General features: G+C 54.4%; 16 protein-coding genes. 13 read left to right on the forward strand and 3 right to left on the reverse strand.

Going from position 1 to position 12,363, the window contains the following annotated elements; all coding sequences use genetic code 11:
- The 3 genes from OKC42_RS14340 to OKC42_RS14350 form a co-directional block, all read left to right on the forward strand.
- The coding region (locus OKC42_RS14340) for a hypothetical protein (RefSeq protein WP_270820129.1) at nt 1-482 on the forward strand (482 nt) is incomplete at its 5' end.
- A gap of 16 nt (nt 483-498) precedes the next feature.
- On the forward strand, nt 499-1,083 hold the full coding sequence (locus tag OKC42_RS14345; RefSeq protein ID WP_107961336.1) for a hypothetical protein: 585 nt from the start codon (nt 499-501) through the stop codon (nt 1,081-1,083).
- Nucleotides 1,084-1,091: 8 nt separating this feature from the next.
- A complete protein-coding gene (locus tag OKC42_RS14350; protein WP_162504483.1) occupies nt 1,092-1,232 on the forward strand; it encodes a hypothetical protein in 141 nt (46 codons plus the stop codon).
- A gap of 958 nt (nt 1,233-2,190) precedes the next feature.
- Here OKC42_RS14350 and OKC42_RS14355 read toward each other — a convergent pair.
- Entirely contained in the window at nt 2,191-2,316 is a 126-nt protein-coding gene (locus tag OKC42_RS14355) for a hypothetical protein (RefSeq protein ID WP_270820132.1), read from the reverse strand.
- A gap of 938 nt (nt 2,317-3,254) precedes the next feature.
- On the opposite strand from OKC42_RS14355, the gene OKC42_RS14360 reads away from it, so the two are divergent.
- Both OKC42_RS14360 and OKC42_RS14365 read left to right on the forward strand, forming a co-directional pair.
- Nucleotides 3,255-4,982: a ribonucleoside-diphosphate reductase subunit alpha gene (locus OKC42_RS14360; protein WP_270820133.1), complete on the forward strand. Its 1,728-nt coding sequence runs from the start codon at nt 3,255-3,257 to the stop codon at nt 4,980-4,982.
- Between the two features lie 10 nt (nt 4,983-4,992).
- On the forward strand, nt 4,993-5,964 hold the full coding sequence (locus OKC42_RS14365) for a ribonucleotide-diphosphate reductase subunit beta (protein WP_270820134.1): 972 nt from the start codon (nt 4,993-4,995) through the stop codon (nt 5,962-5,964).
- A gap of 33 nt (nt 5,965-5,997) precedes the next feature.
- Here the strand turns inward: OKC42_RS14365 and OKC42_RS14370 are convergent, their stop codons facing one another.
- Nucleotides 5,998-6,498 carry a GNAT family N-acetyltransferase gene (locus OKC42_RS14370; protein WP_270820135.1) on the reverse strand — a complete coding sequence of 167 codons (501 nt, stop codon included), beginning with the start codon at nt 6,496-6,498 and terminating at the stop codon, nt 5,998-6,000.
- The gene (locus OKC42_RS14375) at nt 6,449-6,784 is read right to left on the reverse strand and encodes a type II toxin-antitoxin system TacA family antitoxin (protein WP_270820136.1); all 336 of its coding nucleotides are present in this window, start codon (nt 6,782-6,784) and stop codon (nt 6,449-6,451) included. Before OKC42_RS14375 ends, OKC42_RS14370 begins: the two co-directional genes overlap by 50 nt.
- Nucleotides 6,785-7,200: 416 nt before the next feature.
- On the opposite strand from OKC42_RS14375, the gene OKC42_RS14380 reads away from it, so the two are divergent.
- The 8 genes from OKC42_RS14380 to OKC42_RS14415 all read left to right on the forward strand — a co-directional run bounded on the left by OKC42_RS14380 (nt 7,201) and on the right by OKC42_RS14415 (nt 12,158).
- Complete coding sequence (locus OKC42_RS14380) at nt 7,201-8,037, forward strand: thymidylate synthase (protein WP_270820138.1); 837 nt, start codon at nt 7,201-7,203, stop codon at nt 8,035-8,037.
- On the forward strand, nt 8,034-8,522 hold the full coding sequence (locus OKC42_RS14385; RefSeq protein ID WP_270820139.1) for a dihydrofolate reductase: 489 nt from the start codon (nt 8,034-8,036) through the stop codon (nt 8,520-8,522). The genes OKC42_RS14380 and OKC42_RS14385 overlap by 4 nt, the downstream gene beginning before the upstream one ends.
- 2 nt (nt 8,523-8,524) lie before the next feature.
- The gene (locus OKC42_RS14390) at nt 8,525-9,208 is read left to right on the forward strand and encodes a nucleoside triphosphate pyrophosphohydrolase family protein (RefSeq protein WP_213390084.1); all 684 of its coding nucleotides are present in this window, start codon (nt 8,525-8,527) and stop codon (nt 9,206-9,208) included.
- Nucleotides 9,205-9,777, forward strand: coding sequence for an AAA family ATPase (locus OKC42_RS14395; RefSeq protein WP_107961346.1), 573 nt, complete (start codon nt 9,205-9,207; stop codon nt 9,775-9,777). Before OKC42_RS14390 ends, OKC42_RS14395 begins: the two co-directional genes overlap by 4 nt.
- A 91-nt stretch (nt 9,778-9,868) precedes the next feature.
- A complete protein-coding gene (locus tag OKC42_RS14400; protein ID WP_202211963.1) occupies nt 9,869-10,459 on the forward strand; it encodes a hypothetical protein in 591 nt (196 codons plus the stop codon).
- On the forward strand, nt 10,459-10,890 hold the full coding sequence (locus OKC42_RS14405; protein ID WP_107961348.1) for a hypothetical protein: 432 nt from the start codon (nt 10,459-10,461) through the stop codon (nt 10,888-10,890). Before OKC42_RS14400 ends, OKC42_RS14405 begins: the two co-directional genes overlap by 1 nt.
- A complete protein-coding gene (locus OKC42_RS14410) occupies nt 10,887-11,489 on the forward strand; it encodes a 3'-5' exonuclease (protein WP_107961349.1) in 603 nt (200 codons plus the stop codon). The genes OKC42_RS14405 and OKC42_RS14410 overlap by 4 nt, the downstream gene beginning before the upstream one ends.
- Before the next feature lie 66 nt (nt 11,490-11,555).
- On the forward strand, nt 11,556-12,158 hold the full coding sequence (locus OKC42_RS14415) for a hypothetical protein (protein WP_270820140.1): 603 nt from the start codon (nt 11,556-11,558) through the stop codon (nt 12,156-12,158).
- Nucleotides 12,159-12,363 lie beyond the last annotated feature (205 nt).

The following is a 12,363-nucleotide window of genomic DNA, read 5'->3' on the forward strand; positions in this document are numbered from 1 at the left end:
GGGGCGGGGGCGGAAGAAAAACCCCTGCAGCGAGTTCAGTAAAGATCGGGCATGACGTTCTGCAAATCCTCGCCGAGCGCATCAGCTCCCATGAGTCTTACCCGAATTTCCAGAGAGAGGTCTGCTCTATCTCCGCCAGCGGCATGTATGTCGTGAAGGGGCGATTCAAGGGCGGCGAGTTCCGGAACATGGCTTTCATCGGTGGCGAGCAGTTCCATGTTTACAGCGTCTACGCCGGAAAGTCTGACCTCATCTTCGTGATGAAGCCGAAATCCCCGAGCGGTGAGTTCCAGTTCCTCGAACTGCCAGGTAAGTCTGTGGCCAAGATGGCCAACCTGGATGAGGCGTTTAAGAAGGCCTTTGGCAGCTCGGTTGCGGACTTTATGGAGAAAAGCGGCGGCGAGCTGGCAGAAGAGGAGGCTCGCATCGAAGAAGAGCGCGTGGCCGATAGCTACGGTAGCCGCTGGGGCGCATTCGCCTGATTAATGAGAGGTAACAATGTCTAATCTGTTGAAAATCGCGGCGATAGACCCTTCGCTCCGCAACTTTGGCCTTGCCCGCGGCACCATTGACATGTCTGACGAGACGCTGCCGGTAGTGGTCGAGCATATCACCCTGGTAAGCACCGAGACCGACAAATCAGCTCGCAAGGTTGTTCGCAGAAACAGCGAGGATCTAGCCCGGGCCCGCAAGTTGTTCCGTGGCGCACGAGAGTACATCAAGGACGCATCGATCGTGTTTGTAGAGGTGCCGGTCGGTTCTCAAAGCGCTCGGGCAATGGCCTCTTACGGTGTCTGCATCGGCCTGCTTGCCGCGCTCTCAGACAAACCCCTCATCGAGGTCACTCCGACAGAAGTCAAGTTGGCAGCAGTTGGATCAAAGACAGCCTCCAAGCAGGAGATGATCAGCTGGGCAGCTGATCTGTATCCCCACCTCAACTGGATAAAGAGCAGAGGCAAGTCGGAGCTGGCCGACAAGAACGAGCACATTGCCGATGCGATTGGCGCCATACACGCTGGCATCCTGACCGATGAGTTTGCTCGCCTGGTTGCCGCCGTTCGTCTTCGCCAGTCAGTCGCTTAGGAGGTCTCATGATTTGTCCTGTTTGCAGTGAGCGTCTTGAAGGTGATGGCTACACAACCCCGCTTCACTGCCCCAATACAGATCCGGAAGGCCTTGAGCCGGACGCCAACCCGCTTTATTGCAAAGAAGAGTTCCTGCAGGAGGAGTAAAGAGCATGCGTACCCTTAAAAAGTTGCTTCTGGCCTCGCTTCTGCTGGCATCATCTTTCGCGCATGGGGCTGTTGTTATCGCTCGTCCGGTTATCATTTCACGACCGCCGGTTGTCTCTCGACCTGCTGTGGTCAGTGCGCCAAAGCCTGCTGTTGTGAAGCCTGCTACTGTACCGGCAAGCTCCAAGCAGAGGCCGATCGTCACACCTATCCTGACCCCGCCTGTCATCACCCCTCGCTCGCCTCTGAGCATGGATGACTGTGAGAAAAAGGCCGTTTGGTGCTGATAATTCATGGGCTCCTAGTCGGAGCCCTGTTTATTCAGTATTTGGCTTTATAAATAATGACTCGTTGACCGATTAGGCACATTGCGCAATAATTTACCAAATGGCGCGCGCCATATCGGTCCATTGACCCTCCTCTTGCGTGTCATACTTCTATCATCCATTAAGGATTCGCCCTAAATGAAAGCTGCTGTTAAAGCAAAAGGCCGCCATGTCAGGCAAACTCCGCCTCCTCATTTCGACTTCGACCTCGAGACTATGAAGTCCCGAGTTGAGAGCGCGAAGACCAACTTTGTCCGTATCCCTGGATCGGTAAAAAGTGCTGATGACTTTGTCCAGTGGTTGAATGCACAATAGGTGCCATTCAACCACTGGAGGCACCCTAAACGAAAAAATTCCCCTATCCCGCTGGCCCGATTACAGTCTCTATAGAGACCAGTACAATTGCAGATTTGCAGGCAGAAAGCTCCGCCGTCCAACAAGCGGTCGGTGCCTTTCGCTCCACACTCATCGCCGATGGGTTTGCAGGTTTGCAAGGTAGAAACAAGCCGTCTTGGGTATTACCCCGTCGTATCAAAGACAAACAAGCTAAGAAGCAGTTTGCAAAGTCCTTCAACCTGCATCACTACCATATTGGCGTTCCCAGTTATTCATCATCAAATGACGGACTCGTGTCAGATTGCTATCTGCACTACCAATTGCTCACCACCGCTCAGGGGGTTGAAGTAAGGATCGTTGGCATTGGCACCCACACGCCCTTCACTCCAGCTCAGCAGTCGAGATTGGTGACGCCGTAACATCAGACCTCCCTGGTGGGTTAATCCAGGGAGATCTTTCCCTTCTTGCACAGCGTCTTCTCAGTTCGTCATTTCTACGCTTCGATATTCAGCTTCCCTGCGCTCTATTTGCGCTCCCCGAGCTTTGCGCTTGTCATCGCATACGCAGCGTCCCCCGAACGCTCAAAACGCATTTAAACGCGCTACAGAGAATCCCCTTAGAATCCGGAAAAATCGCACGGTAAGGAAATGACCCTTTAAGTCACAAGACTGTGGACAGGTCTCTGTCCACAGGGTCAATGGAGTACCATGTTTATTTCTATGGCATTGTTTTAAGGCGAGATTTTTAGTGCGATGACTAGCACTGCCAAGGCCAAAATAAAGATCGTCGCCACCACGAGGGTTATTGGACTTGCAGTAAGAACGGTAGAAATGATGGAGTTAATCGAAGCCATTTGTGACCTCCAGTCGTAAAGTTTGAATGAACCTGCGCCAACATAGGAGCGGCTGGATGGAGGCAATAAAACACAAAGGCTCTTGCAATTAATCGCATAAAACTATTACACTGCTATTGCTACATAACTGTAATAGTTCCTTCCAGCGCACTCGCCAATGGCGAGGGTAAGGGAGGGCTATTTCTATTCCACTCCTTTACGGGATCTTACCACGGATAAACGAGTTTTTTTGACATCCGCATTGAAAAGTTTTTATTCAGTCTTTGTGAATAATGCGATGTTCGTGGTTGCCTAGAGTGAAGTAATGCCAACCTCGATCGTCTTGATCACCCGCCAGCCTTCTCTCCGGCGCTCTAATGCGTTGGCTCCACTCCCTTTCTGAATTCTGAGGCGGTCCCTCACAGAGCTACTCGTTTTGGTGAAAAAATGATGCCTTCGGGATTCAACTTTCACTGAATATTGGCTAACCTTTTACGCCTTAAGTAAACACTTACTGAAAGGTGATTCATGGGAGTCAAAATCAACCTAGAGCGCGATGCTCTATTCTCCGACCAAGCTCTTGCTCTTGCCCGTTATTACGTCCGCAACGGCGAGACCTCTCCTCAGCAGGCTTTCGCTCGTGCCGCCGAGTGCTACAGCAAGGGCGATGAGGCTTTTGCACAGCGCATTTACGACTACGTGAGCCGGCAGTGGTTCATGTTCGCCTCCCCTGTGCTCAGCAACTCCTTTGCGCCTGGACAGAAGCCTGACTCTCTGCCGATCAGCTGCTTCTTGACCTATGTCCCCGACACTCGCGCTGGTCTGGTCGAGCACCAGAGCGAGCTTGCGTGGCTTACCCTCATGGGCGGTGGCGTTGGTGGCCACTGGAGCGATGTTCGTGCTGTATCCAAGAAAGCGCCAGGCCCCCTCCCCTTCGTGGGTGTCGCTGACCGAGCGATGCTGGCTTACAAGCAGGGTGAAACGCGCAAGGGCGCTTATGCGGCCTACCTGGACATCTCTCACCCGGATGTTGCCGAGTTCATCAACGTCCGTGTCCCGACCGGCGGGGACATCAACCGGAAGTTCCTGAATATTCACAATGCGCTGAATATCACCGATGACTTTATGAAGGCCGTAATGGCCGGTGCCAGCTGGGATCTGGTCTGCCCCAAGACGAAAGAGGTTCGGGATACCGTTCCTGCCCGTCATTTGTGGGAACGCATTCTGGAGATCCGCGGCCGTACCGGCGAGCCGTACTTGAACTTCATCGACACCGCCAACCGCTTCCTGCATCCCCAGCTTGCCGCCAAGGGCCTCAAGATCCGCGGCTCCAATCTCTGCAACGAGATCCATCTGCCGACCGATGAGAAGCGAACCGCAGTGTGCTGCCTCTCCTCTCTTAACCTCGAGAAATGGGACGAGTTCAAGGACGACCCGTTGTTTATCGAAGACCTGGTGCGCCTGCTGGACAACGTTCTGGACGTCTTCATCGAGCATGCGCCGGACGAGCTCTCTCGCGCTCGCTACAGCGCAGAGCGCAGCCGTGATATTGGTCTGGGCGCGATGGGCTTCCACGGCCTGCTGATGCAGAAGGGTATCCCGTTTGAATCAAGCCTTGCTGTCTCTCTGAACCGCCGAGTGTTCGCGCACATCTGGACGAAAGCCAAAGAGGCGACTCGCAAGCTGGCGGTAGAGCGCGGCCCAGCCCCGGATCTGACTTCCGAGCGGAACGCTCATGTGCTGGCCATCGCCCCCAATGCGAACAGCTCTATCATCTGCGGCTGCACCCCTTCTATCGAGCCGATCAACAGCAACGCCTTTATGCACCGCACCCGTGCCGGCGCTCACATGATCCGAAACCCCTATCTTGAGCTGGAGCTTGAGAAGCTTGGCCACAACACAGATGAGGTGTGGAACAGCATCGTTGCGCACAACGGCTCTGTCGCTCACCTGGAATTCATGGATGAGTACACCCGGGATGTCTTCAAGACTGCCTTCGAGATCGACCAGCACTGGGTCGTTCAGCACGCCGCTGACCGTCAGATCTTCATCTGCCAGGGCCAGAGCGTGAACCTGTTCTTCCCGTCCAAGGCTGACCGTGCCTACGTCAACTCTGTTCACCTCCGCGCCTGGAAGAATGGCCTTAAGGGCCTGTATTACCTGCGAACCAAGTCTGCCGCTACCGCTGACAAGGTTGGCGTTCGAATTACCCGCGTTGAGTTGAACACAGAAGAATGCCTGGCCTGCCACGCATAAGGAGCCCGAGATGTCCGTAACTACTCCAAGCCGCACTTACAAACCGTTCCACTACCCCTGGGCAATGCAGGCAGCTAACCGACACGAGCTGATCCACTGGCACGAGGACGAGCTCGACCTGCAGGCTGACGTTAACCAGTGGCAGGACGGTTCTTTGGCTCCTCACCACAAGAACCACATCACCCAGATCCTGCGTCTGTTCACCCAGACCGACGCGAACGTGGCCAGCAACTACTGCGACTACTTCATCCCGATCTTCAAGAACAACGAGATCCGGTGCATGTTGCTGGCCTTCGCCGCTCGTGAGGGGATCCATCAGCGAGCCTATGCCCTGCTGAACGACACCCTGGGCCTGCCGGAGTCCGAGTTCACCGCGTTCCTCGAGTACGACGAGATGGCGCAGAAGTCGACCTTCATGACCGACAACAAGTCCGACACCCCTCGCGACATCGCTATGGCGCTGGCCAAGTCCGTCGTGAACGAGGGCGTGGCGCTGTTCTCAGCCTTCATCATGCTGCTGACCTATTGCCGATTCGGCTACATGATGGGCATGACCACTGTCGTCGAGTGGTCCATCCGAGACGAGACCGAGCACGTCGAGGGGATCAGTGCCCTGTTCATCGAGTACATCCGCGAGAACCCGGAGATCCTGGACGACCAGTTCAAGTTCGAGGTCTACCAGATGTTCCGTGACGCCGTGGGCCTGGAGGACAAGTTCATCGACCTGGCCTTTGCCCAAGGTGATGCACCCGGGCTGACTGCTCAGGAGACCAAGGACTACGTGCGCTACATCGCGAACCGCCGTCTGCTTGGGATCGGCTTTAAGGAGAACTGGCTGGAGCACGTAGAGAACCCGCTGCCTTGGGTAGCAGAGGTTCTGGGGGATCAGATGTCCAACTTCTTCGAGAAGCGGGTGACCGACTACAGCACGGTCGCGTTCAGCGGGGATTGGGGCTGGGATATTCTGGCGCAGGCTGCATAACAGAAGAGGGGGCTAAGGCCCCCTCTCTTTATGCTATTCCTCCTTGTCACCCAAGCTCAATGCCATGAATACTGTTTTAGAGCCTGGTGATTCCTGTACTGCCTCGAAATTGCACTTCCGATAGAAGTCGACAGCACTGGGGACGGCGTCAACGACAAGGGCGACGGCGCCGGCCGTGATTCGGGCCTCAGAGGCCTTCTTGAATGCGATGGCTACCAATGCTCTGCCGATACCGGTTCTTTCACATTCCTCGGTAACGGCGAGCCTGCCAATTCTGAACACCGGTACATCTTTGTACGGCGTTTTATATTTAAGGACTTCTTTGAGGACTGACCCTTGGCACAAAGTGAAGAACCCCAACACACCATCTTCGTCTACAAGACAGTAAGTGGAGCTAATCCCCAACTCCTGCTCCTGGAGCGCGAACTCGGCAAGAAACCGGTTCATGCGCTCCGAAGAGGATTTGAATTCCATGCTCAAATGTTCAGCGGTCAGCCTTTCGATCTTCGGGTTTTCTGTTTCTTCGGTAGCCATTTAGGATTCCACCATTGATGTTCTCAATAGCGGCCCGCATCTTGGCGTCCAGTTTCGGCGGCTCTGACACAAGAGCTTCAAACCGTTGGTACGCCTCTTGGCCTAGCGTGGTCACTTTGTGGCGACTTATCACATCGTCTGCGACCATTTTGGCTGCGTTCTTTACGAAAGCCGCCATGCTTATGCCTTCGATACAAGCTGCTGTTTCAAACAATTCTTTTAGGGTCGGGTCAAGACGCATCTCAAAGCGCGTCGCTGTGTTTTGTGCTGTTTTCATGATTTCCATTATTTAGCTCCCCTTGGAGCTGCGCGGCGGATGTAACTAAAGTTGCCTGCGCAAGGATAGTTCGAACCATGTTCGAGCTATGAACAACCTCTGCCGTTACGTGAAGATAGGTAGCACGTAAGGGCTCGAGGACAAGGGTTTAGGCACTCTCCTTCTGTTAGGTTATCGGTATTCGCGGCGACTTTATTTCATGGCGTTTTTTCGTGGGCATAAAAGCTCCCTTGTGCTTTAGCGGTTGATTTGCTTAGCCGAGCCGGATCATTGTCCGGACGTATTTGTTATAACGGACCAAATGTCCGTACATTCATGATGTCCCTCACGCCTCTGTTCTGTCAAATGAAATCTTCCTAACACTCCGGTTGCCGACCGCTCAGTAAATACTTACTATAATCCCCTCAATCAACAGGAGCCCTCACATGCTGCAATACCTGGAGCTGGGATCTCAGATACTCGGGGCCGCTCAGCCTCGCGAAAACCGCACTGATACGCCCTCTCGATCAATCTTCGGCAGTCAGATGCGATTCGATCTGTCCGACAACAAGCTGGCCATCGTCACGACCAAAAAGCTGCACTTGAAGAGCGTCATCCATGAGCTGATCTGGATGCTGTCTGGTGACACCAACGTTCGCTATCTGCGCGAGAACGGCATCACTATTTGGGATGAGTGGGCTGATGAAAAAGGCGACCTCGGTCCCCTGTACGGAGCTCAATGGCGTTCCTGGCGTGTTATCGAAGAGATGGGGATGGGCCTGTCTGTTCGCGTCATCGATCAGATTGCCAACCTGATTCACACCCTGCGCACCAACCCTACCGATCGCCGGATGATTGTGAGCGCTTGGAACGTCGGCCGCCTGCATGAAATGCGCCTGGCCCCCTGCCACATGATGTTTCAGTGCTTCTCCGATCTTGACCCGGAGACCGGCGAGCGACTGCTCTCCATGCAGGTTTATCAAAGGTCGGTTGACTACTTCTTGGGCCTTCCTTTCAACCTCCTTTTCTACAGTGTTTTGACCCATATGCTTGCTGCTCAGACAGGGCACAAGGCGCACGAGTTAATCCACATCGGCGGTGATGTTCACATCTATGATAACCACATCGATCAGGTGCGCTTGCAGTTGTCCAGAGAGCCAAAAGAAAACACTGCCCGTCTCGTTCTTGCCGACCGAGACAGCATTGACGACTACGTGTTTGAGGACGTGGAGATCGTTGATTACCACGCTCACCTGCACATCAAAGGAGCCGTCGCGGTATGACCGTTCGCCTGATCGCAGCGATGTCGTCGGAAGGGATTATCGGTATCGGCAATGACCTGCCGTGGTCTCTCAAGGACGATCTCAAGCACTTCAAGGCCCTGACAATGGGGCGGGCTGTCGTTATGGGCTCAAAGACCTTTGACAGCATTGGCCACCCCCTCCCCGGGCGCCACAACATCGTCATCACCCGCACCCCTCGGGCCAATGGCGAAAACCTCACCTTCGTGAAAGAACCTCCGCGCCTTGCGGATGCCGACATCATCGGCGGGGCGCAAATCTACCAACATTACCTGCAAAGTGGCTTGGTAGATGAATTGGTGATTACCTTCGTTGATGCTTGCGTAGCTTCGAAGGGAGGGAGAAAGGTTCATTTTTTCCCAGTTAACTTTTTTTCTTGTTTCGTTCCTTGCTTCATTGAAAGCAAGTTTGAAAGAAACCAAGGAAGCGAGCATTCATTCAAGATAGTTAGATACATTCGGAGATAAGTATGAACAAGCTTACCAACTTTCAAATGACCACCCACTTCAACTCCGTCCTTGGCCAAGGCGTGGCTCAGGCTCCGATCGTCCCGTCTCTTGGTCAGTGCCGTCTTCGCTTGGCGATGATCAAAGAAGAGTCACAGACCGAGCTGTCAAAGGCTTTTGACTCACGAGACCTCCTGCAGATCGCCGACGCCATCGGTGACAGCCTTGTGACTGTCTACGGCGCGGCCAACGACTGCGGCCTGGATGCTGACGCAATCATGGAGCAGGTCTACCTGTCCAATATGAGCAAGCTCTGCGATACCGAGCAGGATGCTGTATTTGCGGTTGAGCAGTACCGACTGGGCAACGGCTTCCACGGCAAAACTACCCCGATCAACGCCATGTATCGCGAGTCTTCCATCCCGGGCAAGTACGTTGTGTTCGACGGCGAGACAGGCAAAACCTTGAAGGGCCCATCCTTCTTTGAGCCGAAGCTGGAGCAGGTTGTTTTCCCTGAAGGTCGTCCGGAGGATCCGTTTGCTCAGCTGCGCACTGTCGCCGAAACCATTGGTGTTCGGGGCGAGACCTTGTGGCAGTTCCAGTCTGTTCTCGACCAGATCGCCGTTGCTATGGCCGCCTCTGATCAAGCCGTGCCGATGCAGCCGAAAGAGGCCGAGGCGGTTGAAGAAGTTGAGGTTGTGGAATGATGCGAGTTGGAATCTGCGGCGCCCACCGTGTTGGCAAGAGCACTCTTGCCAGGCTGTTGGCCGATCGAATGGCTCTGACCATGATCGATGCCGGCGTCTCTAAGGTTTTCGCCGAGATGGGCCTGTCCCCAAGTTCCACGCTCGACGCCAGCTCTCGGCTCTCCGTTCAGGAACGGATCCTGAGAAAGTTCGAGCAGGTTATGTCCGGCGGTGAAAGGGTGATTATCGACCGAACTCCTATCGACATGGTCGCTTATCTACTGGCTGACATGAACCAACAGCACTACCAGGAGGCCCGCGTCAGTGAGCGAGTTATGGATTACATCAAGGAGTGCTTTGAGACGGCTCGCAAGACCCTTGATTTCGTTATCTACGTGCCGCCAGGCATCCCGCTGGAGCATGCTGAAGGGAAGGGCCTCATCGACCAAGGGTACATTCAAGCGACCCACTGGCTGATGAAGAGCGCTTTGGCCGACAGCGGCGTCAGGTACGGTACTATGCCGACCGGCATGATCGACCTTGAAACACGATGTCAGTGGGCCGAATCCGCTATCTGTTTCCACCTATAATTTCGCGCCTAATGATCAGCGGGTATTTACTGAATGCCCGCTGTATCTTCTCTAAAATAGAGTTGTAAAAAGCAACACTCGGAGAATCGCTATGTCTTTAGCCCGTCAGCTGAACCAGTCATCCCCGTCATCATCTTCGGTAGGTGCGTCCGTTCGAGAGCACTTTATCGGGGAGGTTTCCAAGGTACTTTCACAACTTAGCCACGAGCGGAGCGTTGTCCTGGAGAACATGCTCGCCTCCGAGATCTACTGTGCTCAGTTCACAAAGGGGCAGGTGGAGTCTCTGGCAAAGAGCTCGGCATTTTTGATGAGCTCCAGCATCAAGGTCTGGCTCACCGATTCAGATCTCCCCTGCAGTGTGTTTGGGCGTTACTGCGCCATTTTGCGCCTTCGCACCCCTCTGCCGTTCCCCATCTCGTTCGAGAGTCTGGAGCTTTCCGCCTCGAGCCATTACGGAGCCGCAATCCAGAGCCTTGTCAGAGACCGGAGCAATCACATGTTGCCGGCAGACTTCTCGGCAGAGATCAAGGCGCTGACCAATTGCGACATGCGCGGTCTGAACACATTTACCGAATGCCTGGCTCGCTTGGCCAAGTGCGGCCCTGTCTCTAACCAGGTGGCTTTCGATCTGTCCAAAGCCGCAGATCGATTTGTCTCAAATCCGACACAGGTGGATGTCTGATGGTGATTGATCTGCAGGACGAGATAGACCGGAAGGCGCTTGAGACGCTTGAGCTTGTCCTCGACCTCATATCAGAGGGTGGACTGACCCGGGCGCAGGCTGACGCGCTTCTACACGCAGTTCAGACAGGGTTTGGAGGGGTGACGAGTTCCTCCGTAGACATCAACTCCCTGCTTACCGAGGCGAGTCTCTTCGTAGCCGGATCCCCGGATTGGCAGTGTGTCTACGCTCGCCATTACCGCTGCAGAGATGGCCACCTCTATCGCATGACCATATCCGACTGCACCCTCAAATTCAGCAGAACCGATGCCCCGTCCAGCATGGACTTCGTCCTTGAGTTCGGCTCTCAGCAAGACGCTTTCCGCATGGCCAACGTCAAGCATGAGCAGCTCCGCGAGGCTGGGTTCCGCATCGGCAGGAGAAAGAAATGAAGCCCATTGTTATTACCGGCGTCGATATTGAAACCACTGGGTTCCGGCCGGAAGACGGGCACCGGATCACCGAGGTCGGTGCCATCGTTTACAAGGTTGACCCCGCGTCCATGTCTTTTGAGAAGGTGCTTACCTACAGCAAGCTGGTCAACCCTCATCGAACAATCCCTGAAGAGGTTCAGCGCATCACCGGTATCACCCCCGAACTGGTGAGGAAGGCGCCTGGCTGGGAAGAGGTGGCCATCGATGTCGGCAAGATCTTCAAGGCGACCGACATCATGATCGCCCACAACGCTGACTTCGACGCCCCCTTTATCGCTTATGAGCTGCTCCGAGTTGGCCAACCGGTTAACCAGGACATGGAGGTCTTCTGCACCATGCAGTCTGGCCGCTTTGCTACGCCTCTGGGCAAGCCTCCTCGCCTTTCCGAGCTGTGTTGGGCACTGGGCGTCCCGTTCAACTCGGAAGACGCTCACCGGGCCATCTATGACGTCGATCGGATGATGGAAGCACTTATGGTCGGTATCCAGGCCGGCTACTTCGACCTCAGCGCATCTGTAGAGAAGGTCGCCCGCGCCAAAGGGCTTCTCGCCGCTTAAGAGATCAAATTGTCACATCCCGCGGCTCAATGCCGCGGTTTTATCCCATCTGCAAGGAGAACCTCCATGTACTTTGTCTTCTGCGACCTGGACGGTTGCATTACCGATAACAGGGCCCGTGCCGACAAGCTTCCTCCTTTGGGTAGCGAGACGGTCGAGGACTGGGAGCCTTTCAACCAGGCATGCGGGCAGGACTTGCCGGTCCCGTTCATGATCGATCTGATCAATATGCTCAGCTCGATCCCCGCAGTGCGAATGTTCTATCTCACCGCCCGACCGGAGACTGTCCGCGCTCAAACCGTCAACTGGCTTAACCGTTACGACGCCCCGCTTTTGGTACCGCTTCTGATGCGTGATGTTTCTGACCTTCGCCAAAACCATCTCTACAAGGCTGAGGCCATCATGCGACAGCTGTCCGTTGCCCACGATAACCCTCTGGAGGCCGAGTTCACCATGATCGATGATGACCCGGCCATCTGCGCCTACATCAAGGGGGTGTTCCGTAACGCTCGGATCCTGAAGCCTCAGACGTTCTGCGCGGCCGTTCTGCGCCGAGCAGATGTAACCGGCGCCTTTACTCAACCCAAAACCCCCACCTTTGCCGATCTGTACAAAGATGGGGGTTCGTCTTCTAACGAGGAGCTAACAACAGAGAATCAGGTCGCGTGAACACAGAAAGGCGTCTTTATGACGCCTTTATTAATAGTTGGCGGGGTGATGATCGTGATTAATACCAATAGCAATCCAAAAAAAATAGTCATATTTTATGCTTGACAACTTTGGATTGTCTCTGTGGAAATCATTTATTGTTCGTGAATCGTCTACCTAGATGGCAAGTAAAGTGGTTGAGCTTGCATATCACCCCTCTTGAAAA

The organism is Aeromonas sp. Y311-2 (assembly GCF_027706025.1).
GTDB classification, from domain to species: domain Bacteria; phylum Pseudomonadota; class Gammaproteobacteria; order Enterobacterales; family Aeromonadaceae; genus Aeromonas; species Aeromonas veronii.